We start from the raw sequence: 26939 nt of genomic DNA on the forward strand, positions 1-26939 counted from the left end.
AACCCGGTGGGCATGCGCCTGTCTTCCCTAGCGCCGCCCGGTTTCGGACTCGATCCAGGCGGCCATCATCTGCGCGGTCATGGCGACCGCCTCTTGACGTTCGTGACTGTCGACCTCCAGCGCCGATGCGCGCAATACCCCCGCGAACCCGGTATTGACCAGAACGAATGTCATCACGTCGTATTGGTGATCGTCACCCGGCCCGAGAATTTGGATCAACAGCACCTTCATCAGCAGGTGCAGGCGAGTCTCGAACTCCGGAAGACCACTGTTGTAGAACTGCACTCCCGCGACGAGTGCGCGCACCAATTTCGCATTGACGACCAGTTCTTCGGCGAACACCTCCAAGACCTCGGTGATCACCCGCCTCGTCGACAGCGGCTCTTGTGGATTCGATTGCTGCGACAGACTGGACAGCCACTGTGTGAAGCGCCGCTCGAGCTGATCGAGCAGTCGCGCGAGCAATTCGTCCACCATCACGCTGCGATCGGAGAAATACCGATAGACCGTGCCGATGCTGACGTCCGCTTCCGCCGCGATCCTGTTCGTCGAGGTGTCGGCGATTCCGCGCTCACCGAACAATCGCGACGCGGTGTCCAGGATGTGCTCCCTGGTGGCCCGCGAACGCTCCTGGGTCGGACGACGACGCTGTCGTGCTTTCGGCGGCATCCCGGCCTCCCTGCCGTATCGTGAAAATTGAGCTTTGCTCATCTTAGGCTGTCGAAGATCGCTAATAGGCTGTAAGTTATTGCGCCACAGGAATTTATGGCCGACGTGGCACGGCACGGGCGCCGATCGCGGCGTGCGGCCGCTGCGCGCGCAGGCCTGCGGAGGTGCGCAGATGGCCGATCGGGTGTCCAAAGGGCGACTCACACGCGGAAGTCAGCTGGGCCGTCTGGCCGCGGGGCAGGCCGTGCGCGGGGTCGGGACCAGGCTGTCGATGATCGGACAGCCCGAGGAGGCCCGGCGGATTCTCGCCGAACGATCCTCCCTGCAGGCCGCACAGCAATTGGTCACGGTCCTGGGCGGTATGAAGGGCGCCGCGATGAAACTCGGGCAGATGCTCTCGGTGCTCGACGTCGACCTGGTTCCGGAATCACATCGCGAATTGTTCCGCGGCAAGCTCGCCGAACTCCGCGATCGTGCGCCCGTGGTGTCCTTCACGGCAATGCGGAAGGTCATCGAGGACGATCTCGGGCCATTGGCGCGAGTCTTCGCCGAATTCGACGAGACGCCGATCGCGGCCGCCTCGATCGGCCAGGTGTATCGGGCGAGATTGCACGACGGGCGCGCGGTCGCGGTGAAGGCGAAGTACCCCCGTGTGGACGAGGCCGTACAAGCCGATCTGCGCAATCTGGAATTCTTCAGCAAGCTCTGGAAGTCCGCGCTGCCCAGCGCGGCCGATGCCGGCGTATTGGACGAGATCGCCCGCAATATCAGCGGCGAACTCGATTACGTGCGCGAGGCGCGGACCCAGCATCGAGTGGCAATGCGCCACCGCGATCATCCGTTCATCGTCGTCCCCGACAGTATCGAAGAGTACTGTGCGCCAAATGTTCTGGTGACGGAGTTCCTCGAGGCGGAGTCCTTCGATCGGATCCAGGCGCTGCCGGATGACGACCGGAATCGGATCGGCGAGCTCATCTACCGTTTCTACATCTGCTCACTGTTCACCGACTACGAATTCTGCGGTGATCCGCATCCGGGCAATATCCTGCTGGATGCGAGCGGCCGTCTCGGATTCGTGGATTTCGGGCTCTACAACCACATGGATCCGGCACACGTCGATTTCGAACGCACCGCGCTGCGGGCCGCGGGCGAACACCGCGCCGACGATCTGTACCAGCTGTGGGTGGAGCGCGGCATCATCGATCCGCGTGCGGGCGTCACCCCGCAGGAATGCCTCGAATACGTCTGGGCCGCAGCAGGTTGGCATCTGCTCGACGAGGAGATCGCCATCACCCCCGAGCTCGCCACCGGGGCGGTGATACTGGCCGTCAACCCCAGATCCGTCGAATTCCGGGGTATGCGTAAGCAAATGCTGCCGCCCGAGCACGTCTTCTCACGGCGGGCGGATCTGTTCACCTTCGCCGCGCTCGGTCAACTGAGGACGAGGGGCAACTGGCATGGAATCGCACGCGAGTGGCTCTACGACGAGCCCCCGGCCACCGAAATCGGCCGCGAGATCGCCCGGTGGCGGGCCGCGCGCCGAATGTGACGGCCACCGCAGTCCGCTGGAAACCGCACCTGCCCAATGGAACTGAGATCCGCGACCGCAGTACTGTGAACTGTTCATCTGCGGGGACGGGTGTCCGGCCGGACGAGGGGACTGACTGCGTATGAGCGACGAGCACCGAATCCTCACTCCCGGCGAGACCTGCTGGCAGATCGCGCAGGCCGATCGCCTGGCGTGCATTGTGGATGCGGCCGACTATTTTCGGCACGCGAAGTCCGCGATGCTGCAGGCCCGCAAGCGCATTGTGCTGATCGGCTGGGACTTCGACACCCGGATCAAGTTCGAACCGCAGCACAAGACCCTCGAGGGTCCGGATCGGCTGGGCAAATTCCTGTCCTGGCTGCCGAAGCAGCGCCCGGATCTCGAGATCTACCTACTGAAATGGAATATCGGCGCGTTCGCGGCGATCGGCCGCGGGATGACGCCGATCTTCGTCGCCAATTGGATGACCGATCGGCGATTGCACTTCGAAATGGATGCCGCGCACCCGATCGGCTCGGCACATCATCAGAAGATCGTGGTGATCGACGACGCGCTGGCGTTCTGCGGCGGCATCGATATGACCGTCGACCGCTGGGACACCAGCGATCACCGGGACGACAATCACTACCGGACCGAGCCGAGCGGTAATCGGTACGGACCGTGGCACGATGCGACCACCGCCGTCGACGGCGACGCGGCGAAGGCGATCGGCGAATTGGCCCGGGCCCGATGGAAAGCGGCCACGGGACAGCAGCTGCACCCGGTCGACGAGATCGCCGGGGATACACCGTGGCCGGAGGGCCTCGAGCCGACAATGCGGTCCGTCGATGTGGGCATCGCACGGACCCTGCCCGCGCTCGCTGATCGCGCCGAAGTCCGCGAGATCGAGGCGCTGTATCTGGCGGCGATCGCGGGCGCCGAGCGATCGCTGTACATCGAGAGCCAGTATCTGGCCTCGCGCCACCTCGCCGAGGCGATCGCCACGCGGCTGCGCGAGCCGAACGGCCCGGAGATCGTGCTGGTGCTGCCGCGGCACGCCGACGGCTGGCTCGAGCAACAGGCAATGGACGGGGCTCGCCGGCGCCTACTGCACCTGCTGTGGCAGGCCGATACCGAAAACCGGCTCGGCGTCTATTATCCCGTCACCGCGGCCGGTGCACCGATCTATGTGCACGCCAAGGTGCTGGTGATGGACGACCGGCTGCTGCGGGTGGGCTCGTCGAACCTCAACAACCGTTCGATGGGATTCGACTCCGAATGCGATCTGGTCGTCGAGGTCACCCCGGACACCGCGAACGGTGATCTGCTGCGCGACACCATCCTCGGCATCCGGCGTCAGCTGATCTGCGAACATCTCGATGCCGAGCCCGCGAAATTCGATGCCACCCTCGCCGAGACGTCCTCACTGCGCAGCACTGTCGAGGCCCTGCGCGGCAGCGGCCGGACCCTGGTGCGGTTCGATCCGGAGACGGTCGAGGACGAGGACAGTCCGCTGGCGGAGAACGAACTGATGGATCCCGAACGCACCCCACCGAGCCTGTGGGACAACCCATTACTGAGCTGGGGTCTGCGCCGCCTGAAGGCCACCGGGCCGGACCCGCTCAGCTGACCGGTTTTCTGACCCCGCCGTAGATGCCGCGCCGCACGATGAGCGGTTGCAGCAGCGACCACGCCGGGATTCGGAAGCCCTGACCGCCCGGGCTGAACACCTCCAGGCTATTGCGCTGGGTGCCCACCACCGAACCCCAGCGCCGGGCTGCCGGTTCGAACGGCTTCGGTGTTCCGCCCGCCAGGTCGGCCCGAATATTGTGTGCCAGTAGGCCGTCGGCGCGGCTTCTGGCCGATGTGCGCAGCGGGTCGGTCGCCGCGACGTCCCCGATCGCGTACAGGCCCGGCGCACCGGGGACCCGGAGATACTCGTCCACCACGACGAAACCAATTTCGTCGAGCAGCTCGTCCGGCAGCCATGTCGTATTCGGAGTGACCCGGCCGACCGTCCAGAGCACGGCAGCGGCACTGCTCGCCGATTGCCCGGTGCTCCATTCGACGGTTCCGCTGGTGATCTCGTCGCAGCCGAATCCGTCCGGCACCACCGCGCGATGGTGTGGGTGCAACCCGGCACCCAACCGTTCGAGCCGCTTGCTCAGCGTGCTCCACACCCTGCCGTGGTGGTGCGAAAGCGCGCGCTCACCAGGGAAATACAGGTCCACCCGCTTCTCCGGCCAGGCGGTGGCCACGTTCAGGGCGCCGCTCACCGCAGCGGCCCCGCCGCCGAGCACGATGACCGAGTCGGCGGCCGCGAGACGTTCGTGATCCGCGGCGATCGCGGCGGCGACCTGGTCGCTGGTCTGCAGATCCGGCCGCCGCCAGAAGCCGTTCGTCACGCCGGTAGCGATCACGAGCACGTCGTACGGCTCGATAGCCCCGGCGCCGTCGGGTCCGGTGAGATGGACCTGCTGTGCCGCGAGGTCCAACCGTGTCAACGTGCCGTGCACGATTCGCACCGGGTCGAGCCGCTGATAGCGATCGAAGGGCACCCAGTAATCCCGCGCCCACTCGCCCGGGCGGGACAGGCGCATACCGAGCTCCTGACCGCTGACCAGTCCCGGTTTGCTCGAAATACCAACCACGCGGCCATGTTTCGAGAGATGTATAGCGGTCAGCAGACCGGTGTCGCCGAGCCCCGCGACCACAATGCGAGGGCTGCTCACGCCACGAACTCCCGCTGCTTGCGCGGGGGACGCGGAACGAAGCGCGGTACCCGGTCGATCACATCCTGGTAGTCCGGCCTGCGTTCGAGGCTGCGCTGCTCCATCATCGGGATGCTCGCCCCCTGGAACATCGCGAACATACCGATCGCGCCGAGGAAGACCCACCACCAGTCCTGCGGTGCCGCAGCCAGTCCGAAGAGCCCGAGCGAGAGCCAGAAGCTGAACTCGCCGAAGTAGTTCGGATGCCGGGACCAACTCCACAGTCCCCGATCCATCGCCTGGCCGGGGCGGCGACGTGCGGCGAAGCGGTACATCTGCAGATCGGCGATGAACTCCAGCACCACCGCACCGATACCGACCACACACGCGACGATGTCCAACCAGGCGAGGACATACGCGATCCCGACACGCACAATCGATTCGGTCTTGCTCATCCGATGACCGTACCTAGAACGTGTTCCAGTTAGTCGGAGATTCCGCCATGAACATGGACAGCCTGCCCGTAGAACCCTTCGGGCCGCTGTGCCAAAAGCGGAGCAACCTGACCACTGGCCGCAACGACCGCCTCGGACCGCGTGGTCGCATCATGTGCGTCCTTGTCGGCCCACAGCTGAGTCAGCCAAATAGTGTCCGGATCGTCAAATGCCGTGTTGATGCTGTAGCTGAGCAGGCCGCCATCTTCGCTGGCGCGTAACCCCTTCAGCAGCAGGGCAATCAACTCGTCCCGCTGGCCAGGCAGCGCCGTCATTCGACCGAAGACGCTGAACAAATTCTCACCGGACACCGTTCGCCCTTTCGACTGATCGTTCGGGTCCGAGGCTACCTTCCACCCGCCACTCCGGTCCTGAGATGCGCTCAGCCCGTTAACCTTCCGCCGCATCGGGGCGGGAATCTCACATCACGGTGAGAAGGCCGCCCGATGCCGATTTCTGACCGCTCGGGCCGGTTCGACTCGGGCGAGGGAATGACTGAGGCGCCGGCGATGTTTTTCCGGAATTCGAAGTGCAGTGGTCGAACCGGAAGGAAATGTGCCTCATGTCACAAGGAGCGGTCGAGGACCCTTCGATCCAGCTTGATGAGTTCTTCACCGAGTTCCGGGCGGGATCGTTGCGGTTGCGGAACAGGTTCGCGATGGCCCCGATGACAAGAATGCAGTCGCCGGGCGGTGTTCCGAATGCGGAGAACATCGAGTACTACCGCGCCCATGCGGCCGGTGGTGCGGGGCTGCTCATTACCGAGGGCACCTACGTGCGGGGCCCGGCGGCCGGGCCGGAGGCGGCGGTGCCGCGGTTCTACGACGATGACAGTGCCGCCGGTTGGCGGGCGGTGGTGGAGGCGGTGCACGCCGAAGGCGCCGCGATTGTGCCGCAGCTCTGGCATACCGGTGTGACACGGGGGGACAGCCCGAAATTCGAGCCGGAGGTTGCCTCTGTGAGCCCGTCCGGCGTGGACCACAACGGTCAGCAGGTGGGGCAGTCCTTGACCACCCGCGATCTGGACACGCTGGTCGAGTCGTATGTGGAGTCGGCGTCGCTGGCGAAGCACATCGGATTCGACGGCCTCGAACTGCACGGCGCGCACGGGTATCTGCTCGATGAATTCTTCTGGGCCGCAACCAATCACCGGCAGGATGAATACGGTGGAACGCTGCGGCGGCGCGCCGGTTTCCCCGCTCGCGTGGTAGCGGCCGTCCGCGAGGCCGCCGGTCCTGATTTCACGATCATCTACCGCTATTCGCAGTGGAAGGGCGCCGATTACACGGCCCGGGTCGCCGAGACTCCCGCAGAGCTCGAAGAGTTGCTGACGCCGCTGGTGGAAGCCGGCGTGGATATCTTCCACACGTCGCTGCGGCGGCACTGGCAGCCCGAGTTCACCGAGCACGCAGACGATATGAGCCTGGCGGGCTGGACCAAGAAGATCACCGGACTGCCGGTGATCACCGTGGGTTCCGTCGGAGTGGACAGCGTCTTCCACGGTAATCGAATCGACGAGACCCAGGCTCAGCGCTTTCAGGTGCTGCAGGAGCAATTCGAGCGCGGCGAGTTCGATATCGTCGCGCTCGGCCGGGCACTGCTGGCCGACCCGGAATGGGTGAACAAGGTGCACGACGGCCGACTTTCGGAAATCACGCCGTTCCGGTAGGCCGTATCACGTCGGGCCGCCCCCGATCGAGCGCCGGGAAGTCGTGTGCGCACAGGCTTTCCATCGCTCGAGAGGCATGCGAAGCTCACCGTGTGAATCCCGATAGGCCGCCGCTCGTCCTGCTGCACGGCATCACCATGTCCGCGCGGGCATGGCAGGACGTCACCCCGCTGCTCGCAGCCCACCACAGCGTGGTCGCGCTGACGGCGCTCGGGCATCGCGGCGGCCCGCCGGCGGTCCGGCGCCCGGCCATGGTCGGCGACCTGGTCGATGACGCGGAACGGGTACTCGACGACCTCGGCCTGGAACGGGTCCACCTGGCGGGGAACTCACTGGGCGGCTGGATGGCCGTCGAACTCGCGCGGCGAGGCCGCGCCGAAAGTGTCTGTGCGCTTTCACCAGCGGGTTTCTGGGATGCGGGCGCGGCCGGCCAGACCTCCGGTGTGAAGAAGCTGCGCCGCATGATCGCTCTCACCCGGCTGACACCCGCACTGCAACCGCTCGCCATGCGCTCGCCGATCGTCCGGCGGCTGGCGCTGCGCGATATCGCCGTCCGAGGCGAGCGACTGTCACCGGCGCAGGCCCTCGAGGCCGCACGAGACCTCCTCGGTTGCACGGTCGCGGATGACCTCCTCGGCAACCATGAGGAGATCGCGCCGCTGGACCCGCTGCCCTGCCCGATAACGCTCGCCTGGTCGGCCCTGGACGCCATCCTCCCGGTGGACGTCAACGGCCGGATCGCCCGCGAACGAATTCCGCAGGCCCGCTTCGAGATTCTGCCCGGCGTCGCGCATGTGCCGATGATCGACAATCCGGCCCTCGTCGCCGAAACGATTCTCACCAGTACCGGAGCGCTTCCGCGGCGGTGATACGGTAGCCCACCGGAATGTCCGCCGATCGACAGGCAGTGAGTAGCGCAGGTGTCCGAATCCATTGCGGCTGAGAACGAGCCCGGACGCATGGCGCCGCGGACCCAGCGCGGTGAACGGACACGCACCGCGCTGATCGCGGCGGCGCGTGAAGTCTTCGAACGCGACGGGTACCTGGACGCGCGAATCGTGGACATTTCCAAGACAGCGGGGATGGCGTCGGGGTCGTTCTATACCTATTTCGACAATAAGGAAGAAATCTTCGCCGCGCTGGTCGAGCAGGTGCAGGAGGAGATGCTGCATCCGCATGTGCAGGCGCGCAGCGGGATCACCGATGTGCGGGCGCTCATCGAGGCCGCGAATCGCGATTATCTGTTGTCCTACAAGCGCAATGCGCGTCTGATGGCGCTGTTCGAGCAGGTCGCGCATGTCGATGACAACTTCCGGCGCATGCGGGTCGAGCGCGGCCGGGCATTCGTGCAGCGCAATGCGCGCCTGATCCGTTCGCTCCAGGAATCCGGGCAGGCCGCGGCCGATCTCGACCCCATGATCACCGCGCACGCGCTGTCGGCCATGGTGAGCCGGATGGCCTATACCGTTTTTGTGCAGAACCAGCGCATCTCCTTCGAGAAGCTGGTGACGACCCTGACCCAGCTGTGGATCAATGGGCTGCAGCTGAAACCCGAGTTATCCTCGGTCTCGGAAGCCGGCCCCGGAATCGGGCTCGGCTGACCGGTGGCGACGAGGCCACCGGCGAGGAGAGGTTGTTCATGGTCGCGCTGCTGCCGTCCTTCGCCCAGGTGCTCGAACTCCCTCGCGGATTCGGCCGGGTCATCCCGCCGGAATTCGAGGACGGGAACGGGCATATGAACGTGATGCACTACTACGGGCTGCACGGTGAAGGTCTGTGGCAGACGCACCGCGACCTCGGATACCGCGCGCACGCGGGCAAGTTCGGGTCGTTCGCGAAGGAGCAGCACGTCAAGTATCTGCGTGAAGTGCTTGTCGGGCACGAGGTTTCGGTGCACGTCGGTCATATCGGCCGGACGGCCAAGGCATTGCGCGGGGTGTCGTACCTGCTCAATCTGACGACGAGTGAGGTCGCGAACTCGTTCGAATTCCTGGCCGTGAACATCGATCTGGAATCGCGGCGCCCGGCGCCGTTCCCGGAGGACATCGCCGAACGGCTCGACCGGCGCATCGCCGCGACTGAGGCCTGCGGGATCACCCCGGAATACGGTGTGCTGGAATTGCGTACCGCGCCGGCGGTCTGATCAGCCGATCTCCCGCTGATCAGCCGATCTCGCGAGCGAAGTCGATGAGGGCGGCATTGACTTCGGCAGGTCGCTGCTGCTGAATCCAGTGGCCCGCGCCCTCGAGGATGAGGGAACCGCGCAGATCCGCCAGCACCGCAGGCATTTTCGCCAGCGGCGTGAAACGGATGACAGGGTCCTCGGACCCGGCGATGAACAGCGACGGTTGCATGATCTTCACATCGGCGAGGTGGGCTGTTCGCTCCCAGCTACGGTCCAGATTGCGATAGTAGTTGAGGCCGCCGGTGAAGCCGGTCGCGGTGAAAGTCTGTACGTAGTAGTCGAATTCGGCGGGGGTGAGCCATTCGGGCAGTGGCGGCTCGGCCTTCTCGGTGTCGAGGAAGGTGTGCGAGCTGAGCACCTCGTCCTGCAGCAGCGTGCGGCGGACGTCCGCCGCCAGGACCGGATCGGCGACCCCGGGCTCCTGGAACCAGCACATGTAGAAATCGTCGCCGAGCCGCGAACGCAGGATGGGCACCGGCGGCGCGGCGGACCGCGGGGTGGCCGGAACGCTCAGCCCGGCGACGGCGCGCACGCGATCCGGATAGGCGCGGGCCAGTTGCCACACCACCGATGCGCCCCAATCGTGCCCGACGAAGATCGCATCCTCGAGACCATGGGCGTCCAGTAGTCCGATGAGATCCGCGCACACCGTCAGCAGGTCGTAGTCCTGGACCGGATCGGGCCGGGAGCTGCCGCCGTAGCCGCGCATATCCGGGGTCAGGGTGCGAAAACCCGCGTCGGCGAGCGCGAAAACCTGGTGCCGCCAGGAGAATCCGAGCTCGGGAAAGCCATGGCAGAACACCACCGCGGGGCCGTCGCCGTGCTCGACGACGCGCAATTCGATGCCATTGGTGGCCACCTGACGGCTGCCCAGCCGCTGCCAATCGTCGAGCAGATCTCGAGCGGTCATATCGTCCTCCACCTGACATGCTGCGCTGCCGGTCCCGGCTGGAACACACGCTATGCAAAAGTGACGCTGAGTTCAACTATTGGTCGAAATGGTATGTGCTGCAGTGAGTTAGACATCGCGATGAGCGCAGAGCGGACATTCGGGCCTTGAAATTCGGCACCCGAGGCGAGTAGACAGGCGAGATTATCCACTCGAATCCAGGGGATTCGAGTCTCGGACTCGGAAGGAGATCCTGTGCAGGTCGCGGGAAAGATCGCGGTGGTCACCGGTGGCGGCGGCGGAATCGGCGGTGCGCTCGCGGCGCGGCTGGTGCGCGACGGAGCCAGGGTGGTGGTCGCCGACCTGGATGCCGAAGCCGCCGCGAGCGTGGTCGCGGCGATCGGCGAGAACCATCCCGGCGCGGCAGTCGCCATGGGCGCCGACGTCTCCGACATTGCGCAGATCGAGGCGCTCATCGCCCGTGCGGAAGCGGAGTTCGGCCCGGTCGACCTGTATTTCGCGAATGCCGGCGTCGCCGGACCAGTCGGCCTCGGCGCCGATAAAGACTGGCTGACGACCATCGATGTCAACCTCCAGGCGCATGTGCGCGCCGCCCGCCTGCTCGTTCCAGGCTGGCTCGAGCGCGGTGAGGGCTACTTCATCGGCACCGCATCCGCGGCCGGTCTGCTCACCCAGATCGGTTCGGCCGCATACTCGGTCACCAAACACGCGGCTGTCGGATTCGCGGAGTGGCTGTCGGTGACCTACGGCGACCGCGGGATCCGGGTCAGCTGCCTGTGCCCGATGGGCGTCGAGACCAAGCTGCTGCGCGCGGGCGAGAATTCCGGAGACGCGATCGGCGAGGCCGCGACCCGGGCGGTCACCTCGGCGGGCGCGGTACTGAACCCGGAGGAGGTCGCCGAGGTGGTCATGGCGGCCGTCGACGACGAGCGATTCCTGATCCTGCCGCACCCGGAGGTCCTGGACATGTACCGGCATAAAGGTTCCGACTACGACCGCTGGCTGGCCGGGATGAGGCGGTATCAGGGGCAGTTGCTGAAGGGCGTCGCCGAGTCCGGATAATCTGAATCCGGATTCGATATTGCGGTTGTCATGCCTGGTGGGGACGTCGCATCCACGCTAGTGTGTTGCGAGTCACAGTAGCGTCGGAAACTGGATCACTTGACCTGTGCGGCCTGCGTCCCGCATGGTGGCCTTGGGTTACCAAGCGCTTAGTAAGTTGCCGCCGAGGGACTCAGCAGTTCCTGGTGCACGGATCGCCCGAACTCCGAAAGGACCACTCTGTGAACAGATTCGAAGGAAAGACGGCGATCGTCACCGGCGCCAGCCGGGGTATCGGGCTGGGCATCGCCCAGCGCCTGGTGGACGAGGGTGCGAAGGTCGTGATCACCGCACGTAAGAAGGAGGCGCTCGACGAAGCGGTCGAGATCCTCGGTGGTTCCGCCCACGCCCTGGCGGTCGCCGGTCGGGCCGATGACACCGCGCATCAGGCGGAGACCATCGAGCGCGCGATCACCACCTTCGGCAGTGCCGATCTGCTGGTCAACAACACCGGCATCAACCCGGTCTTCGGCCCGATGGTCGAGCTGGACCTGGCCGCGGCCCGCAAGATCGTCGAGGTGAACTGCCTGGCCGCGCTGTCCTGGGTGCAGCAGATCTACAAGTCGTGGATGAACGAGCACGGCGGCGCGGTCGTGAACATCTCCTCGGTCGCGGGCACCAAACCGGCTCCCGGCATCGGGTTCTACGGTTCCAGCAAGGCGATGCTGATCCACATCACCCAGGAACTCGCGGTCGAACTCGGACCGAACATTCGGGTCAATGCCGTCGCCCCCGCCGTGGTGAAGACCAAATTCGCCTCCGCGCTCTACGAAGGCCACGAGGACGAGGTGGCCGCGAACTATCCGCTCAAGCGGCTCGGCGTCCCGGAGGACATCGGCGGCGTGGTGGCCTTCCTGCTCTCCGAGGACGCGAGCTGGATGACCGGGCAGCTGGTGGTCGTCGACGGTGGCGTCACGCTGACCGGCGGCGTCTGACCCGCCACCGACATCGACCCCTGATCACTCTTCCGAGGAGAAGACACCTATGAGCAATCAGCCCCAGCGAATCGCGATCATCACGGGTGCGGCGCGCGGCATCGGCGCGGCCGTAGCCCGCCGGCTGTCCAGTGACGGCATGGCGGTCGCCGTGCTCGATCTGGACGAAAAGGCTTGCGGCGCAGTCGTCGAGGAGATCGAGAAGGCCGGCGGGCGGGCGCTCGCCGTCGGTGCGGATGTGTCCGACGAGGCCGCCGTCGACCGGGCCGTGGATCGTGTCGCCGCCGAACTGGGCGCGCCGGCCGTTCTGGTCAACAATGCGGGCGTGCTGCGCGACAATCTGCTGTTCAAGATGTCCGTCGACGACTGGGACACCGTCATGAACGTGCACCTGCGCGGTTCGTTCCTGATGTCGCGGGCGGTGCAGCGGCACATGATCGAGCAGAAGTGGGGCCGCATCGTCAGCCTCTCCAGCACCTCCGCGCTCGGTAATCGCGGCCAGGTCAACTACTCCGCGGCCAAGGCCGGTCTGCAGGGTTTCACCAAGACGCTGGCGCTGGAGCTGGGCAAGTTCGGCGTCACCGCCAACTCCGTCGCTCCGGGCTTCATCGAAACCGAGATGACCGCGGCCACCGCCGCCCGGGTGGGCGTTCCGTTCGAGGACTTCAAAAAGGCTGTGGTGTCCACGATTCCGGTCGCGCGCGCCGGGCAGCCCGAGGATATCGCGCACACCATTTCGTTCCTCGTCAGCGAGGGCGCGGGGTTCGTCTCCGGCCAGGTGATCTATGTGGCCGGCGGACCCAAGAACTGAATAGGGAAGGACCGAAGGCGATGAACACATTCGAGGGCCTGGGCGATCTACCGGGCCTCGATCTGGACCGGCTCGCCGACTGGCTGGCCGTCCACCGGCCCGATCTGGCGAAGGGGCCGCTGCGGGGCCGCCTGATCGCCGGCGGCAAATCCAATCTGACGTATGAAATCAGCGACGGCACCACGTCGTTCGTGCTGCGCCGGCCGCCGCTCGGCCATGTGCTGGCGACCGCGCACGATATGTCCCGGGAACATCGCGTGATCAGCGCGCTCGCGGGCACCGACGTGCCGGTGCCCGAAACCTATGCGCTGTGCGAAGACACGGAAATCCTCGGTGCGCCTTTCTATTTGATGGAACTGGTGGTCGGGACGCCGTACCGCACCGCCGCCGAACTCGAGGTGCTGGGTCCGGTGCGGACGGCCACGGTGTCGGCCGATCTGATCGATACGCTCGCCGCCCTGCACACCGTCGATCCGAATGCGGTGGGGCTGGGGGACTTCGGGCGACCGGAGGGTTTCCTGGAACGCCAGGTGCGGCGCTGGAAGAAACAGCTCGACGCCTCGTACTCCCGGGATCTGCCCGCCGCTGTCGAATTGCACCGCCTGCTCGCCGAACAGCAGCCGCCGGAATCGGCGGCGCGTATCGTGCACGGTGACTACCGCCTCGACAATGTTCTGGTGGATGCGGCCGATCAGGTTGCGGCCGTGCTCGATTGGGAGATGGCCACCCTCGGTGATCCGCTCACCGATATCGGCCTGCTGCTCGTTTATCAGCGAATGGGTCAGCGCCGGGTACCCGGCGTGACCGATGTGGCCGCGGCGCCGGGCTTCCTGACCGAAGACGAGATGCTCGACCGGTACGCCCGGCTCGCCGGGCGCGATCTGACGCACGTCGGGTTCTACGTCGCGCTGGCCTCGTTCAAGCTCGCGGTGATCGCCGAGGGCATCTACTACCGCTTCATCCACGGCCAGACCGTGGGTTCGGGTTTCGACGGCGTGGGAGAAATGGTGGATCCGCTGCTGCGCGCCGGAATCGCCGCTTTCCAGGAGAAGGACAGATGACCAATCCCGAAGCGGTACGCGAGGATCTGCGCGGGCGCGTAGCCGCCCTGCTCGCTGAGCACGACCCGGCTACCACCGATCCGGTGACCTTCCACCGCGCCCGCTTCGATGCGGGCCTGGCCTGGGTGTACTACCCGGAGGGCGTGGGCGGGCTGGGAGTGGACCGGGAACTGCAACCTTTTGTCGACGCCCTGTTCGAGCAGGCCGGAGCGCCGGGCAATAGTCCCGAGCTCAACGGCATCGGCCTCGGCATGGCCGCGCCGACCATCCTCGCCTACGGCACACCCGAACAGCGGCTGCGCTATCTGCGGCCGCTCTGGGCGGGGGAGGAGATCTGGTGCCAGCTGTTCAGCGAACCGGGCGCCGGATCGGATCTGGCGGCGGTGAGCACCCGCGCCGTGCGCGACGGCGACGACTGGATTGTCAACGGGCAGAAGGTCTGGACCTCGGTCGCGCACAAGGCGCAGCGGGCGATTCTGGTGGCCCGCACCGATCCGAACCGCTCGAAACATGCCGGACTGTCCTACTTCGTTTGCGATATGACCGATCCGGGCGTGGAGGTGCGGCCGCTGCGCCAGATCACCGGCGAGGCCGAATTCAACGAGGTCTTCCTGACCGATGTGCGCATCCCCGATGCGAATCGCCTCGGCCAGGAGGGCGAGGGCTGGCGGGTGGCCAATACGACGCTCAACAACGAGCGCGTATCCATCGGCGGGCGTCCCGTGCCCCGCGAGAGCGGGCTGCTGGGCGCGGTGACCCGGACCTGGCGCAATAACGCCGATAAGCACACACCGGAACTGCATGACCGGCTGCTGCGACTGTGGGTCGATGCCGAGGCCGCGCGGCTGGCGGGCACGCGGCTGCGGCAGCGGGTCGCGGGCGGGCAGCCGGGGCCGGAGACCTCGGCGCTGAAGCTCTCGTTCGCGCGAATCAATCAGCAGCTCAGTGGGTTCGAAGTGGAGATGCTCGGCGAGGACGGGCTGCGCTACGACGACTGGACCATGGTCCGTCCCGATCGCGTCGATTTCGCCGGGCGCGAAGCGGGCTATCGCTATCTGCGCGCGAAAGGCAATTCGATCGAGGGCGGCACCTCCGAGATCATGCGCAATATCGTCGCCGAACGGGTGCTGGGCCTGCCGTCGGAAGCGCGCGGGGACAAGGATATCGCCTGGAAGGACCTCATCCGATGAGCGAGGACATCCTGCTGCTCGATACCGATGTCGAGACGGCGCTGCGCGCGGCGGTGCGGAGCCTGCTGAACGAGCGGTGCGATCCCGCGGCGGTGCTGGCGGCCTATGCGGGGGACCGGTCGCTGACCCGCGCACTGTGGAAACCGATCACCACCGAGTTGGGACTGGCCGGGTTGCTGATCCCCGAAAACCGGGGTGGCGCAGGCGGTTCCGCCCGTGACGCCGCGGTGGTGCTGGAGGAGTTGGGTCGCTATGCCGCTCCGGTACCATTCCTGACCAGCAGTGTGATCGCCGCGACGGTACTGCTGGCAGGCGACTCCGAACTCGTCGCTCAACTCGCCACCGGCGAATGCACCGCGGCACTGCTCGCACCGTTCTCGGCCGCGACGGCCGAGCAGATCCCCACGCTGACAAAGGATGCGGACGGCAGGTTGTCCGGCCGGGTCACCAGCGTGGCGGGAGCGCTGGAAGCGGATGTGCTGCTCGCGGCGGTGCAGACGCCGGCGGGCACCGAGGTGCATGCGCTCGCGACCTCCGCCGTCACGGCCGATCCGGTGGTCTCCCTCGATATGACCAGGCCGCTCGCCGATATCACCGTCGACTCCGCTCCCGGCCGGGTGGTCGTGGAGGCCGGGGCCGGATTGCCCGCGCTGCGTGCGGGTTTGGCGATCGGCGCGGCCCTGCTGGCCTCGGAACAGGCTGGAATCGCGGAATGGTGCCTGGACACGACCGTGGCGTATCTGAAGGTGCGGCGGCAGTTCGGGCGGGTGGTCGGCGGGTTCCAGGCGCTCAAGCATCGGCTCGCCGATCTGTACGTCGAGCTCGAATCCGCCCGTGCGACAGCTCGATACGCGGCGGGCGCGATCGCGGCCGGTGATCCGGATGCCGCGATCGCCACCGCCGTCGCCGCGGCGTACTGCGGCGATATCGCGGTGCATGCCGCCGAGGAAGCCGTGCAGCTGCACGGCGGCATCGGCATGACCTGGGAGTATCCGGTGCACCTGTACCTCAAGCGGGCCAAGGCCGATCAGATCGGGCTGGGCAGTCCCGCCTACCACCGGTCCGTGCTCGCCGGGCTGATCGATCTGCCGCTCGGCCGCAAGTGACCTCACACAAACGACAGTCAGGAGTAGAGATGTTCGAGCTCTCGGACAAGGCCCTCCGCTATCGGGACGATCTGCTCGCCTTCATGGATGAGCTCGTCTACCCCGCGGAATCGATTTACGAAGCGCAGATGGCCGAGTCCGGCGATCCGCACTTCCAGCCGCCGATCGTGGAGGAACTCAAGACCGAGGCCCGCAAGCGCGGGCTGTGGAATCTGTTCCATCCGCATCCGGAGTGGGGTCCGGGGCTGACCAATTCCGAATACGCGCCGCTGGCCGAAATCATGGGCCGCAGTGCGCATCTGGCGCCGGAGGTCACCAACTGCAGTGCCCCCGACACCGGGAATATGGAGGTGCTGACGCTCTTCGGTACCGAGGAGCACAAGCGGGAATGGCTGGCGCCGCTGCTCGCGGGTGATATCCGGTCCGCGTTCGCCATGACCGAACCCGCGGTCGCGAGTTCCGACGCCACCAATATCCAGCTGCGCATGGATCGCGACGGGGACGACTACGTACTGAACGGCCGCAAATGGTGGACGTCAAATGCGCTGCACAAGAACTGCAAGGTGCTCATCGTGATGGGCAAGACCGATGTCGACGCGCCGAAGCATCGGCAGCAGAGCATGATGGTGGTCCCGCTCGATACGCCCGGCGTGACCGTCGTGCGCGGGCTGCCGGTATTCGGCTATCAGGACCGAGAAGGCCACGCGGAGGTGGTATTCGAGAATGTCCGGGTGCCGAGCACCGCGCTGCTGGCGGCCGAAGGCGACGGGTTCATGATCAGCCAGGCGCGGCTGGGTCCCGGCCGCATCCATCACTGTATGCGGATCGTCGGCATGGCCGAGCGGGCGCTGGACCTGATGATCGATCGGGCCCAGTCGCGCACCACCTTCGGGGCGCCGGTGGCCGACCGGGCCAATATCCAGGACTGGATCGCGGAGGCCCGCATCGAGATCGAAATGGTCCGGCTGCTGACCCTCAAGGCCGCGTATCTGATGGACACCGTGGGAAACAAGAACGCGCGCACCGAGATCGCCGCCATCAAGGTGGCGGCGCCGCAGATGGCGCTGAAGGTGATCGACCGGGCCATCCAGGTGCACGGGGGCGCCGGTGTCTCCGACGACTTCCCGCTGGCGAGCATGTACGCGCACGCGCGGACGCTGCGGCTGGCCGACGGTCCGGACGAGGTGCACAAGCGGACCATCGCGCATATGGAACTGCGCCGCCGGGATCCGTCCTGGGGCCGGAAAGCCTGATACACGCAAATGAATTCGACCAGTTCGAGAAGGAGTGGTGCATGACGAAAACCCAGCAGGTACGCCTGGCCGCACGGCCGACCGGTCTGACTACCGCCGCCACCTGGAATGTGACGACCACCGAGCTGCCCGAGCTCGGACCGGGCGAGATCCTGGTCAAGGTCGGTTTCATCTCCCTGGATCCGGCCATGCGCGGCTGGCTCAACGATGTTCGCTCCTATGTGCCGCCGGTCGGGATCGGGGAGGTGATGCGGTCGTTGGATATCGCGACGGTCGTCGAGTCGAATCATCCGGACTTCGCGGTCGGTGACACGGTCAGCGGCATCTTCGGCGTCACCGAGTACGCCATCAGCGACGGCCGCGGCGTGCAACCGGTCGATCTGAGCGTCGCATCGGGCCCCACCTGGCTCGGTACGCTCGGAATGCCCGGCATGACAGCGTATTTCGGCCTGCTCGAGGTCGGGAAGCTGCGCGCGGGGGAGACCGTGCTGGTCTCGGCCGCCGCGGGCGCCGTCGGCAGTGTGGCCGGGCAGATCGCGAAGGCCAAGGGCGCCACCGTGATCGGTATCGCGGGCGGTCCGGACAAGTGCCGGATGCTCACCGAGGAGCTGGGATTCGACGCGGCCATCGACTATCGCGCCGGTGATGTGCTGCGGCAGCTGCGTGCCGCCGCCCCCGACGGCATCGATGTCTACTTCGACAATGTGGGCGGTGAGATCCTCGACGCCGCGCTGGCCAACCTGCGCCGCGGCGCGCGCATCGTGCTGTGCGGCGCGATCTCGGCCTACAACGAGGAGAAGCCGCCGCCGGGACCGTCGCGGTACATGTCGCTGCTGGTGTTCCGGGCCTCCATGACCGGGTTTGTGGTCTTCGACTACGCAGATCGCTACGCCGAGGCCGGCGCGCAGCTGGCGCAATGGCTGGCCGAGGGCAAGATCAAGAGCCGCGAACACGTGGTCGAAGGTGGGGTGGCGCGCTTCGGCGAGACCCTGAACATGCTCTTCACCGGTGCGAACACCGGGAAGCTTGTGCTCGCGGTCTGAGAAATGGCGCGCACCCGGCCTCTCACCGGGCCGGGTGCGCGAGGGCTGCCGACGGGTGCCCGGCATGCCACGGTCCGAATGAATGGGAGACTGTCCAGGTGGCCGAAGCGCAGGACCGCTCACGTGCGGACGAGACTCGAACACGGTTGCTCGATGCCGCCGTGGTCGCCTTCGCCGACCGCGGATTCCACGGCTCCACCACCCGTGACGTCACCTCGATCGCCGGATTGAGCACCGCGGCGATCTATGTGCATCATCGCTCCAAAGAGGAACTGCTCTACCAGATCTCGCGTACCGGCCACCTCGACACCCTGGAGCGCATCCAGGCCGCGATCGCGTCCTCGACGGAACCCACCGAACAGCTGGTGGCGCTGGTGCGGGATTTCGCGATCCACCATGCCCGCGCGCACACCGTCGCCCGCGTCATCAATTATGAACTCGCCGCGCTCAGTCCCGAGCATCAGCGTGAGGTCAAGGATATTCGCCACACGATCGATGCCGAGGTCCGCAACCTGATCGAGCACGGTGTGGCCGACGGGTCGTTCGACAATCCGAATCCGCACATCGCGGCGGTCGCGGTGCTGTCGCTCGGTATCGATATCGCACGCTGGTATCGCGAGGACGGCGCCTGGTCGCCCGAGCAACTCGGTGACTACTACGTCGACCTCGCCCTGCGCATTGTCGGCGCCGGTCATCCGGAAAAACAGGCGAAGCAGTAACTTCGGCGCTGTCTTCCCGGCGACCCGGTGCTATGCCGACTGGCGCCGCAGCAGCACCGACGATTCGCTGACCCGCGCGATCGCGAGTTCGCTTTCGATCGCCGTTGCGGCGTAGTGGAGTCCGGTGATGCGCAATTGCTCGATCCTGCGCTGCACCGCGTCCAGTCCGTAGTTGCTGACAACATCGGTGATCCCGATCCGGTAGGGATCGGACCCGAATGCTCGAGTGGTATCGCTCTTCTTCATCGCGGCCCCCAATGGGAATACCTGCTGACTCCCGCCCAACCATAACTCCTCGCACGTGCATTTGCACGTGCTGGATGTCGATGTGTGAGTTGTAATAGGTTGTGGCACACTCTGGTTCGCATGGGTAATGCCGACAGGAGTGGCCGTGATCGAGGACTTGACCAGCGTCGGGAGTAGTTGCATCGCCGAAGAACCGAGCGAGGATCCGGCACTGCTCCGCCGCGTCCTCGGAGTGCGTTTGCGCAGATTGCGCGAGACGGCCGGCATCAGCGGGGACCGGGCCGGCCGGGTGATCCGCGCCTCGCACTCGAAGATCAGCCGACTGGAGGCGGGGCGAGTGAGCTTCCGCGCCAAGGATATTGCCGATCTGCTGACCGCCTACGGCGTGCGTGACTCCGGCACCCGGGCCGAGTTCTTGCAGCTGGCCGAGCGCGCCAATGCCGTCGGACGCTGGCAGGCCGGTCCGGATCTGGCGACCGCGCGACCGGACACCTATTCGGCACTGGAGGATGCTTCCGCGCTCATCCGTTGTTATGCACCGGGTTTGGTTCCCGAGCTGTTGTGGACGCCGTCCTACGCGCATACGGTCTTCGCGATCGCCGACCGTGAGCCGGCGGCCGATATCCAGCGCCGTGTGGAGGCGCTGGTGCGCCGGCAGCGGCTGCTCACCCGCACCGATCCGCCCAGGGCGTGGTTCGTCGTGGAGGAGGCGGCGCTGCGCCGCCCGCTCGGCGGGCACGAGGTATGGCAGGGGCAGTTGAGCCATTTGGCCGAGATGGCAACACATCCCAATATCACCGTGCAGGTGCTGCCCGATCACATCGGCGGCCCCGCCATCAGCGGCACCGCCTTCACCATGCTGCGGTTCGCTGCTCCCGAGCTGAGCGATATCGTCCACTTCCCGCACCCCACCGGTCCCCAGTTCCTCGACAAACCCGTCGATCTGGATCGCTTCAACGCACTCTGGGACCGGTTGTGCGTCTGCGCCACCTCGCCTCAGCGCACCGCCGAAGCCCTCGACTCGCTCGCCATCACCCACCCGATCAGAACAGAGATCCGATGACCGACAACGCTTTCGGCACCCAATTACCGACCGAGATCGACACCACCATCCCGCACGAGGCCCGCGTCTACGACTACTGGCTCGGCGGCAAGGAGAACTATCCGGCGGACCGGGCGCTGGGCGATACGATCGCCGAGCACGTCCCCACCATCAAGACCATGGCGCGCGCCAACCGCGCCTTCCTGTCCCGTGCGGTCCGCTACCTGGTCGCCGAGGCCGGGATCACGCAGTTCCTCGATATCGGCACCGGAATTCCGACCGCCGGAAATACCCACGAGGTGGCCCAGAGTCTGGATGCCAACGCGCGTGTCGTGTATGTCGACAAGGATCCGATCGTGCTCGCCCACGCCCGCGCGCTGATGGACAGCACCCCGCAGGGCCGCACCCGCTTCATCCACGCCGACCTGCACGAACCGGATTCGATCCTCAGCAATCCCGATCTCACCGGAACCCTGGATCTGTCCGAACCCGTCGCCATCATGCTCGTCGCGATCATGATGTACTTCCGCGACAGCGACCACCCGCAGGAGATCATCGCCACGCTCCTGGACGCGGTCCCCTCCGGCAGCTACATCGTAATAACCCACCCCACAGCGGATTTCGCGCCAGAAGCGATGGCAGGAGTCGCCGCAGCCGCCGAAAGCTCCGGCATCACCTTCCATCCCCGCAGCAAGTCCGATACCAGCGAGCTGTTCACCGGCACCACCCTGATCGATCCGGGTCTTGTCCCCGTTGCCGCATGGCGCCCCGACCTCACCAGCAAGCCCACCGCCGTCGCTGAAGCCGAAAGTGCCTGGTACTGGGCGGGTATCGGCCGCAAGGCCTGACTCTTCGGGTCGCAGGGCAGCCGATTCGCCGCCGAAGTGCGGTGGGTTCGGCTGCCCGCCAGCGTCTATCTCCCGAGGCACGCACTGGTCGCCGAGTCAGGCGGATTACGTCAAGGCTTGCTGGTCCAGGCCTCGGTCGATCTCGCTGCCCGATAGGCGAACACGGTGATACCCGCGAGCAGAATCACCGCCACGGCAAGCGCTGCCGCCCCGTGATCGTGCACAACCAGCGCGGCGCCGATCGCCGCGCCCAAAAACATGGCGGCCACCGGAATCACCCTGCGCCCCAGCTTGCTTCCACTCCCACCGGCCGCCGCACTATCAGCCGCGATCCCGGTCAGCGTGAGCGTCAGCACCGTGGTCGTCAGATCGGGAACGGCCAGCGCCCGAGCAGTCGCATTCTGCAGCCCCAAACCGGCCGCGAGGAAAACGATAAGCACCGCCAGCCCCCACCCCCGGTATGGGTGATCGATAACCACCGCAGCCACCCACGCCGCGGTGATCAGCACCAGCTGAGTCGCCACCGCCCCGAAGAGATGGCGCCCCCGATGCGCGCCGAGATGCGTATGCAACCGGCCACCACTCACCGCCCCCATCAGAAAAACAACCACCGCCAGCAACAGCGCCCACCACACGAACCCCGGTGCCCTCCCGACGGAAAACCCCAGAAACACAACATTTCCCGTCATATTCGCCACCAGCACATGCCCCAACTCGAGATAACTGAACGCATCAACCACCCCGGTGACAACCGTCAACCCGAGCAACATCGGCGGCAGCGGCCCATGCGCATGCCCCTGAGGCGGCACAATCAACTCCCGCGCGGCGATCAGATGCTGCTTCATACCTGAGGCTCCTGTCGTCATAGGGGAGTGCCGCCACCAAGCCCGCAAGCCTATTTTGCCGAGGGGAACTGCGAACCCGTAGGCCGCCCGGTGTCGAAATATGCCATTCCTTGCCATTCGCATGGCTCAAGAGTATGAACATGGAAATATGCGCATCTAACAATGTAAGGCGCGAATGTCGAACCCGCCAAACAGCAAACAAGCCCGGAACACGAGCGCGCCGCCTTTCCCGAAGCGGGTCACGGCGTCGATTGGAATTCCTCGATGCCGCTGTGCTCAATGACGTTGTAGTGCTGCGTTACCGGCCCAAGAAGACTAGCGGGACTTCGGCGGGCACTTAGCTGGAGGAGTGTTGGTGGCTGGATGGCGGAGCGGGTATGGGGATGTGCCGCATATCGATCGTGAGTCGGGGGGCCTGACTCGGTGGGCGGTGAGGGGTTTCGTCGCTACCGTGGAGATTCCGAGGCATGTGTGCCGAGGTCTGGTTCGAGGGAGTACTCGACATGTCCGACAACGCTTCTCGATTAGCCCGGCTGCGGCAGACGCTGCGGCGTACCACCGATATTTTGGGTTTGCACGACTCGCCGGTACCCGATGGCGACTCGCCGGTACCCGGTGTTGAACACGCGAATCCGGTAGGTCGGGGGAGTAGTGGAGAGCCTCTGACTTTGCGGATGCCGTCCAGGAAGGTGTGCGCGCGGCTGCCCGCGTGGGTGTTCACGCTGACCGGGTCGGAGCTGCAGAAGATGCTCGATTACAGGGGCCCGGTCGGCAGCCCGTATTCGGGAGCGGCTGCGCGCCATCCCCATCCGGTGGCCGACGCGATCCCACCCGCCCTGACGATCACCGACTATCTCGCACATCAGCAGCGTGCGCTCGCGATCCGCCTGGTGATGGACAGTCCTGACGATATGAAACCCCGCACTGTCCTCGAATTCGTCCAACGCTGTGACGCCGACGAGCTCCGGACAGTATGGACCGGCACCCTCGGCGCGGACGCATTGATCGCCACCGCCACCGCAGGCCCGCTACCCGTACTGTCCCTGCTCGCCGCGGAACTGCTCGACCGCGCGCACCGCTGGCACGACATCACCGAGCTGGAACGTGCCGCGGGCAGCGCAGGCTACCGGGCAACCCAGCTGTTCCGGGACTACGTGCACGCCGACGAGATCGATGCGAACAGGGCGGCGTGGTGGCAGGGCCGGCCGCAACGGAGGCAGGCGGTCTAGCGCGACTACTGCTCAGGAGGGTTTGCGGGCGGCGAGGAAGAGGTCGTGTTCGGGGATGGCGTGTGGGTGGTCGGGGTGGAATTCGACTACTCGGTGGTGGAGGACCTCGAGGCCTGCGGTGGTTAGTCGGCGGGTGAATTCCTCTGGGGGATAGCTGCTGACGGTGACGGGCTTTCCCATGAATTCGATGTCGAGGCTCTCGACGTCCGCGGGGACCGTGGCCAGTAGGAAGATGCCGCCGGGCGTCAGCCAATCGGCGAATTTCACCAGTGCGGCGTCGATTTCGGCTCTGGTCAGTTGGAGCAGGGGAAAGAATGCTGTCACTGCGTCCCAGCTCTCGGCCGGATACGACAGTGTTCGAAGGTCTGCGACTTCGAATCGGGCGCGGGGGACCTGGTTGCGGGCGATCTCGATCATTCCGGGGGAGATGTCGCAACCGGTGACGTCGTGGCCTGCGGCGACCAGTACCTCGGCTGTCGGCCGGCCGGTGCCGCAACCGACGTCGAGTACCTTCGAGTTGTCCGGCAGTTCGGTCAGCAGCCACTCGAGTTCCTCGCGGTGCGCTGTCAGCCCGGCGAACGCCTTCTCGTAATCGATGCCGAGTCCGTCGAACACCTCGGCGGCAGAAAGTCCCATGGGACCAAGCTAATCGACTGGTCCTGCATGTGGGGCAGATCGAGCGGTCGACTGTTAGCTCTGTGCGGCAACAACATTGGTGAGGACTACTCGTCTTCGCCCGGGGGTTCGGTAGCCGGCGGAGTGCGGCGGCGGCGCGCGGTCACACGCCCTTCACCGCGGCCCGGTCCATGAAGCCGAACAGGTATCCGGCCACTCGGCGCATTTGGATCTCCTCCGCGCCTTCGGTGATGCGGTAGCGACGGTGATGGCGGTAGATGTGTTCGAAGGGCTTGTGGCGGGAGTAGCCGAGGCCGCCGTGGACCTGCATCGCGCGGTCGGCGGCCTCGCAGCAGAGTCGGTTGGCCCAGTAGTTGCACATCGAGACCTGTTCGGACACAGCGAAAGTGCCGTAGGTGTCCATCGACCAGGCGGTCTTGCGGATCAGTGCGCGGAGCATCTCGCACTGGGTGTGCAGTTCCACCAGTGGGAACTGGATGGCCTGGTTGGCGGCCAGGGGAGTGCCGAAAGGCTTGCGCTCCTTGGCATAGGCGACGGCCTGGTCGATGCAGTATTGCGCCGCACCGAGACTGGAGGCGGCCTGGCGAATCCTGTTCTCGTTGAAGAAGTGCTGCACGACTCCGAGGCCGCGGCCCTCCTGCCCGAGGATGGCCGAATTCGGTACGCGCACCTCGGTCAGCGAGATGCGCGCGTGATCGGTGGGCATATTGAACGTCCACAGGTATTCCTCGACCTGGAAGCCCGGAGCGTCGGTGGGCACCAGGAATGCGGTGATGCCGCGTCCGTCACCGGCCTGGCCGGCGGTGCGGGCGAAGATCAGGTCGGCGTCGGCGATGTGCACACCGGTGTTCCAGGTCTTGGCGCCGTTGATTATCCAGTCGTCGCCGTCACGGACGGCGGTGGTCTCCATATGGGTGGCATCGGAGCCGTGCTCGGGCTCGGTGATTCCGAAGGCGAAGAACCTGGTGCCGTCGGCCAAACCGTTGACCCACTGCGCCTTCTGCGCCTCGGACCCGTACTCGAGCATGAGCAGCAGCCCGACATTGTTGGCGACGATGGCATGCTCGTTCTGCAGATCGCAGTGCAGGCCGAGACCGCGTTCGGCCAGATGTTCGCGGATCACGGCCATACCGAGGTTATTGCCGTTGCGGCCACCGAACTCCTCGGGGAAGGCGTAGCGGTAGTGGCCCGCGGCGTCGGCACGCCGGCGTGCCTGGGCGAGCAGTTCCTCCCATTCCACGCTCGGCAGCCCGTTGCGGTCCCAGTCGGTGCGGGCGTCCTCGCGGCGGTGGTCGAAGAAGCGGATATTGTCGTGCTGCTGTTCGAGCGGGATGATCTCGGCCTCGATGAACGAGTCGAGCTCCCGCAGATACGCGGTCAGTTCGTGTGGCAGTTCGAAATCCACGCTCGCTCCTAGGCTTTCGCGCCGGGCCGGATCAGCATGAGCAGATCCCACTCGATCTCCGATACGCGGCGGCCGCTGGCGGCCATCACAATGTCTCTGACGGTCCCGTCCAGGTGCGCGGCGGCCTGCGACGCCAGCCCGACGCCCCAGGCGAGCGTGCCCATGACCTTCCACCAGCGGAACCGGTCGAGGTCGAATTCGCCGCCTGCGGACTCGTAGCCGCGGACGAAGGTCGCGCGGTCGGCGAAACCGCCGAATTCCTGCGCGTCCTCGCGGAAACGCCACATCCGCAGCGCGGACCAGGCCACATCACGCATCGGATCGCCGAAGCGCTGGGCCCCCTCCCAATCCAGCACGGCTCGCAAACCGTCTTCGCCGACAATGATGTTGCCGTTGCGTAGATCGGTGTGCAGCAGCGCGATACGCGACGGCGGGGCGGGTTGCCTGTGTTCGAGCCAGCGCAGTGCCATCGCGAAGACCGGCCGTTCGCCCAGTAGCGTGCGCACGCCCTGCTCCGCCGTGCGGAGGGTGTCGGCGGCCGGATCGGCTCCGGCGGCGGGCAGGGTGTCCGGGGCCTCGCCCGGGTCTATGGTGTGCAATCGGCCCATTGCCTGGCCCCACTGCCGGGCCACGGTTCTGCTATGACCCGTTGCCTCGATCAGGCGTAATACCTTGCGCGGAACGGTCTCTCCGTCCACGTGATCGGAGATCACGAACGGCTCGCCCGCGCGAAGGTCGCCGCACACCGCCACCACCTCGGGCACCGGAACACCGCGCGCTCGAGCCAGTTCACGCACGGCCGCTTCGGTATCGACCGAGATGATCTGCACCGCAGGCGGAACGAGGGTGGCGACGAGTCTGCGTGCGGACGCACCCTCGATGTCTGCGGTGAAAGCGATATTGCGCCTGCGCGCACCGGCGGACAGAGCCTGCACCTCAGTGACCCGCACGGTCGTACCGAAAGTCTCCGTCAGGAAGGCCGCGAGCCCCCCGACCGGATCGGTCATCACTCACCCTCCCAGCTGTCGTACCCCGGCTTCGCGATCGCCAGATCAGCGCGCACCACCTCGGTCAACGCCTGCCACAATGCCTGCTCGTCGCCGTCGGGAACCGCTGCCAGCAACTCGATTTCGCGGCGGTGTGCCTCCGGCCCGAGCGTGACCTCGCGACTGAGAACCCTGGCCAGATTCGCCCCGACCCGCGCGCGATGATGCAGCGCGGGCGGCAACGCCGGCAGCAGGGTGCCCTCCAGAAGTTCGGCCAGTGACTCCAGCAGTTCGGCTGCCGACGGTCGATTCTGCAC

At 66.1% G+C, this 26939-nt stretch carries 28 protein-coding genes and 1 pseudogene; 18 read left to right on the top strand and 11 right to left on the bottom strand.

Annotated elements, in window-relative coordinates; translation table 11 throughout:
- Nucleotides 1-27: 27 nt before the first annotated feature.
- Nucleotides 28-861, bottom strand: coding sequence for a TetR/AcrR family transcriptional regulator (locus tag OG716_RS08725; protein WP_405137148.1), 834 nt, complete (start codon nt 859-861; stop codon nt 28-30).
- Between OG716_RS08725 and OG716_RS08730 the strand changes: the two genes are divergently transcribed.
- Both OG716_RS08730 and OG716_RS08735 read left to right on the top strand, forming a co-directional pair.
- A complete protein-coding gene (locus OG716_RS08730) occupies nt 842-2218 on the top strand; it encodes an ABC1 kinase family protein (protein ID WP_405137149.1) in 1377 nt (458 codons plus the stop codon). The genes OG716_RS08725 and OG716_RS08730 overlap by 20 nt on opposite strands.
- Before the next feature lie 121 nt (nt 2219-2339).
- Entirely contained in the window at nt 2340-3827 is a 1488-nt protein-coding gene (locus tag OG716_RS08735; protein WP_405137150.1) for a phospholipase D-like domain-containing protein, read from the top strand.
- Here the strand turns inward: OG716_RS08735 and OG716_RS08740 are convergent.
- From OG716_RS08740 to OG716_RS08750, 3 genes and pseudogenes are all read right to left on the bottom strand, one after another.
- Entirely contained in the window at nt 3820-4929 is a 1110-nt protein-coding gene (locus tag OG716_RS08740; protein ID WP_405137151.1) for an FAD-dependent oxidoreductase, read from the bottom strand. The genes OG716_RS08735 and OG716_RS08740 overlap by 8 nt on opposite strands.
- Nucleotides 4926-5318: pseudogene (locus tag OG716_RS08745) on the bottom strand (DUF1295 domain-containing protein); the annotation flags it as partial. The gene OG716_RS08740 and the pseudogene OG716_RS08745, both read right to left, overlap by 4 nt.
- Before the next feature lie 74 nt (nt 5319-5392).
- Nucleotides 5393-5713: an antibiotic biosynthesis monooxygenase gene (locus tag OG716_RS08750; protein ID WP_355121750.1), complete on the bottom strand. Its 321-nt coding sequence runs from the start codon at nt 5711-5713 to the stop codon at nt 5393-5395.
- 251 nt (nt 5714-5964) lie between these two features.
- Here OG716_RS08750 and OG716_RS08755 point away from each other — a divergent pair, with 251 nt between their 5' ends.
- From OG716_RS08755 to OG716_RS08770, 4 genes are all read left to right on the top strand, one after another.
- A complete protein-coding gene (locus OG716_RS08755) occupies nt 5965-7071 on the top strand; it encodes an NADH:flavin oxidoreductase (RefSeq protein ID WP_405137152.1) in 1107 nt (368 codons plus the stop codon).
- A 92-nt stretch (nt 7072-7163) separates the two neighbouring features.
- Nucleotides 7164-7940, top strand: a complete 777-nt coding sequence (locus OG716_RS08760) for an alpha/beta fold hydrolase (protein ID WP_405137153.1) — start codon at nt 7164-7166, stop codon at nt 7938-7940.
- 51 nt (nt 7941-7991) lie between these two features.
- Complete coding sequence (locus OG716_RS08765; RefSeq protein WP_405137154.1) at nt 7992-8672, top strand: TetR/AcrR family transcriptional regulator; 681 nt, start codon at nt 7992-7994, stop codon at nt 8670-8672.
- 38 nt (nt 8673-8710) lie between these two features.
- The gene (locus OG716_RS08770) at nt 8711-9214 is read left to right on the top strand and encodes a thioesterase family protein (RefSeq protein WP_405137155.1); all 504 of its coding nucleotides are present in this window, start codon (nt 8711-8713) and stop codon (nt 9212-9214) included.
- 19 nt (nt 9215-9233) lie between these two features.
- On the opposite strand, the gene OG716_RS08775 is transcribed toward OG716_RS08770, so the two are convergent.
- On the bottom strand, nt 9234-10166 hold the full coding sequence (locus tag OG716_RS08775; RefSeq protein WP_405137156.1) for an alpha/beta fold hydrolase: 933 nt from the start codon (nt 10164-10166) through the stop codon (nt 9234-9236).
- 234 nt (nt 10167-10400) lie between these two features.
- Here OG716_RS08775 and OG716_RS08780 point away from each other — a divergent pair, with 234 nt between their 5' ends.
- The 9 genes from OG716_RS08780 (at nt 10401) to OG716_RS08820 (ending at nt 19385) form a co-directional block, all read left to right on the top strand.
- Nucleotides 10401-11228 (top strand): SDR family oxidoreductase, encoded by an 828-nt coding sequence (locus tag OG716_RS08780; protein ID WP_405137157.1) that lies wholly within the window; start codon nt 10401-10403, stop codon nt 11226-11228.
- Between the two features lie 221 nt (nt 11229-11449).
- Complete coding sequence (locus OG716_RS08785; RefSeq protein ID WP_405137158.1) at nt 11450-12202, top strand: SDR family oxidoreductase; 753 nt, start codon at nt 11450-11452, stop codon at nt 12200-12202.
- Nucleotides 12203-12251: 49 nt separating this feature from the next.
- The gene (fabG, locus tag OG716_RS08790) at nt 12252-13013 is read left to right on the top strand and encodes a 3-oxoacyl-ACP reductase FabG (protein WP_405137159.1); all 762 of its coding nucleotides are present in this window, start codon (nt 12252-12254) and stop codon (nt 13011-13013) included.
- A gap of 20 nt (nt 13014-13033) precedes the next feature.
- Complete coding sequence (locus OG716_RS08795) at nt 13034-14074, top strand: phosphotransferase family protein (protein ID WP_405137160.1); 1041 nt, start codon at nt 13034-13036, stop codon at nt 14072-14074.
- Nucleotides 14071-15264, top strand: coding sequence for an acyl-CoA dehydrogenase family protein (locus tag OG716_RS08800; RefSeq protein WP_405137161.1), 1194 nt, complete (start codon nt 14071-14073; stop codon nt 15262-15264). Before OG716_RS08795 ends, OG716_RS08800 begins: the two co-directional genes overlap by 4 nt.
- Nucleotides 15261-16370, top strand: coding sequence for an acyl-CoA dehydrogenase family protein (locus OG716_RS08805; RefSeq protein ID WP_405137162.1), 1110 nt, complete (start codon nt 15261-15263; stop codon nt 16368-16370). Before OG716_RS08800 ends, OG716_RS08805 begins: the two co-directional genes overlap by 4 nt.
- A gap of 29 nt (nt 16371-16399) precedes the next feature.
- Complete coding sequence (locus OG716_RS08810; RefSeq protein ID WP_405137163.1) at nt 16400-17623, top strand: acyl-CoA dehydrogenase family protein; 1224 nt, start codon at nt 16400-16402, stop codon at nt 17621-17623.
- Nucleotides 17624-17664: 41 nt separating this feature from the next.
- The gene (locus OG716_RS08815; RefSeq protein ID WP_405137164.1) at nt 17665-18666 is read left to right on the top strand and encodes an NADP-dependent oxidoreductase; all 1002 of its coding nucleotides are present in this window, start codon (nt 17665-17667) and stop codon (nt 18664-18666) included.
- A 98-nt stretch (nt 18667-18764) separates the two neighbouring features.
- Nucleotides 18765-19385, top strand: coding sequence for a TetR/AcrR family transcriptional regulator (locus tag OG716_RS08820; RefSeq protein WP_405137165.1), 621 nt, complete (start codon nt 18765-18767; stop codon nt 19383-19385).
- Between the two features lie 30 nt (nt 19386-19415).
- Here the strand turns inward: OG716_RS08820 and OG716_RS08825 are convergent, their stop codons facing one another.
- Complete coding sequence (locus OG716_RS08825; protein ID WP_355121726.1) at nt 19416-19631, bottom strand: hypothetical protein; 216 nt, start codon at nt 19629-19631, stop codon at nt 19416-19418.
- A 145-nt stretch (nt 19632-19776) separates the two neighbouring features.
- Between OG716_RS08825 and OG716_RS08830 the strand changes: the two genes are divergently transcribed.
- Both OG716_RS08830 and OG716_RS08835 read left to right on the top strand, forming a co-directional pair.
- Nucleotides 19777-20694 (top strand): DUF5753 domain-containing protein, encoded by a 918-nt coding sequence (locus OG716_RS08830; RefSeq protein ID WP_405137166.1) that lies wholly within the window; start codon nt 19777-19779, stop codon nt 20692-20694.
- Nucleotides 20691-21521, top strand: coding sequence for an SAM-dependent methyltransferase (locus OG716_RS08835; RefSeq protein WP_405137167.1), 831 nt, complete (start codon nt 20691-20693; stop codon nt 21519-21521). Before OG716_RS08830 ends, OG716_RS08835 begins: the two co-directional genes overlap by 4 nt.
- Before the next feature lie 110 nt (nt 21522-21631).
- Here the strand turns inward: OG716_RS08835 and OG716_RS08840 are convergent, their stop codons facing one another.
- Nucleotides 21632-22366, bottom strand: coding sequence for a YoaK family protein (locus OG716_RS08840; protein WP_405137168.1), 735 nt, complete (start codon nt 22364-22366; stop codon nt 21632-21634).
- Between the two features lie 674 nt (nt 22367-23040).
- On the opposite strand from OG716_RS08840, the gene OG716_RS08845 reads away from it, so the two are divergent.
- Nucleotides 23041-23595 (top strand): hypothetical protein, encoded by a 555-nt coding sequence (locus OG716_RS08845; protein ID WP_405137169.1) that lies wholly within the window; start codon nt 23041-23043, stop codon nt 23593-23595.
- Between the two features lie 12 nt (nt 23596-23607).
- Here the strand turns inward: OG716_RS08845 and OG716_RS08850 are convergent, their stop codons facing one another.
- The 4 genes from OG716_RS08850 to OG716_RS08865 all read right to left on the bottom strand — a co-directional run bounded on the left by OG716_RS08850 (nt 23608) and on the right by OG716_RS08865 (nt 26939).
- Nucleotides 23608-24231 carry a class I SAM-dependent methyltransferase gene (locus tag OG716_RS08850; RefSeq protein ID WP_405137170.1) on the bottom strand — a complete coding sequence of 208 codons (624 nt, stop codon included), beginning with the start codon at nt 24229-24231 and terminating at the stop codon, nt 23608-23610.
- A gap of 142 nt (nt 24232-24373) precedes the next feature.
- Nucleotides 24374-25636 carry an acyl-CoA dehydrogenase family protein gene (locus tag OG716_RS08855; RefSeq protein ID WP_405137171.1) on the bottom strand — a complete coding sequence of 421 codons (1263 nt, stop codon included), beginning with the start codon at nt 25634-25636 and terminating at the stop codon, nt 24374-24376.
- 8 nt (nt 25637-25644) lie between these two features.
- Complete coding sequence (locus OG716_RS08860; protein ID WP_405137172.1) at nt 25645-26643, bottom strand: phosphotransferase family protein; 999 nt, start codon at nt 26641-26643, stop codon at nt 25645-25647.
- Nucleotides 26643-26939 (bottom strand): hypothetical protein, encoded by a 297-nt coding sequence (locus tag OG716_RS08865; RefSeq protein ID WP_405137173.1) that lies wholly within the window; start codon nt 26937-26939, stop codon nt 26643-26645. The genes OG716_RS08860 and OG716_RS08865 overlap by 1 nt, the downstream gene beginning before the upstream one ends.

It is taken from the genome of Nocardia sp. NBC_01388 (assembly GCF_045040085.1).
Lineage (GTDB): Bacteria > Actinomycetota > Actinomycetes > Mycobacteriales > Mycobacteriaceae > Nocardia.

What these genes read in the sequence shown, in the direction of transcription:
- fabG (WP_405137159.1), top strand. Translation starts at nt 12,252, where the DNA reads ATGAGCAATCAGCCCCAGCGAATCGCGATCATCACGGGTGCGGCGCGC.
- OG716_RS08730 (WP_405137149.1), top strand. Translation starts at nt 842, where the DNA reads ATGGCCGATCGGGTGTCCAAAGGGCGACTCACACGCGGAAGTCAGCTG.
- OG716_RS08835 (WP_405137167.1), top strand. Translation starts at nt 20,691, where the DNA reads ATGACCGACAACGCTTTCGGCACCCAATTACCGACCGAGATCGACACC.
- OG716_RS08860 (WP_405137172.1), bottom strand. Translation starts at nt 26,643, where the DNA reads ATGACCGATCCGGTCGGGGGGCTCGCGGCCTTCCTGACGGAGACTTTC.
- OG716_RS08770 (WP_405137155.1), top strand. Translation starts at nt 8,711, where the DNA reads ATGGTCGCGCTGCTGCCGTCCTTCGCCCAGGTGCTCGAACTCCCTCGC.
- OG716_RS08735 (WP_405137150.1), top strand. Translation starts at nt 2,340, where the DNA reads ATGAGCGACGAGCACCGAATCCTCACTCCCGGCGAGACCTGCTGGCAG.
- OG716_RS08840 (WP_405137168.1), bottom strand. Translation starts at nt 22,366, where the DNA reads ATGAAGCAGCATCTGATCGCCGCGCGGGAGTTGATTGTGCCGCCTCAG.
- OG716_RS08795 (WP_405137160.1), top strand. Translation starts at nt 13,034, where the DNA reads ATGAACACATTCGAGGGCCTGGGCGATCTACCGGGCCTCGATCTGGAC.
- OG716_RS08845 (WP_405137169.1), top strand. Translation starts at nt 23,041, where the DNA reads ATGCCGTCCAGGAAGGTGTGCGCGCGGCTGCCCGCGTGGGTGTTCACG.
- OG716_RS08775 (WP_405137156.1), bottom strand. Translation starts at nt 10,166, where the DNA reads ATGACCGCTCGAGATCTGCTCGACGATTGGCAGCGGCTGGGCAGCCGT.
- OG716_RS08800 (WP_405137161.1), top strand. Translation starts at nt 14,071, where the DNA reads ATGACCAATCCCGAAGCGGTACGCGAGGATCTGCGCGGGCGCGTAGCC.
- OG716_RS08825 (WP_355121726.1), bottom strand. Translation starts at nt 19,631, where the DNA reads ATGAAGAAGAGCGATACCACTCGAGCATTCGGGTCCGATCCCTACCGG.
- OG716_RS08815 (WP_405137164.1), top strand. Translation starts at nt 17,665, where the DNA reads ATGACGAAAACCCAGCAGGTACGCCTGGCCGCACGGCCGACCGGTCTG.
- OG716_RS08810 (WP_405137163.1), top strand. Translation starts at nt 16,400, where the DNA reads ATGTTCGAGCTCTCGGACAAGGCCCTCCGCTATCGGGACGATCTGCTC.
- OG716_RS08850 (WP_405137170.1), bottom strand. Translation starts at nt 24,231, where the DNA reads ATGGGACTTTCTGCCGCCGAGGTGTTCGACGGACTCGGCATCGATTAC.
- OG716_RS08805 (WP_405137162.1), top strand. Translation starts at nt 15,261, where the DNA reads ATGAGCGAGGACATCCTGCTGCTCGATACCGATGTCGAGACGGCGCTG.
- OG716_RS08755 (WP_405137152.1), top strand. Translation starts at nt 5,965, where the DNA reads ATGTCACAAGGAGCGGTCGAGGACCCTTCGATCCAGCTTGATGAGTTC.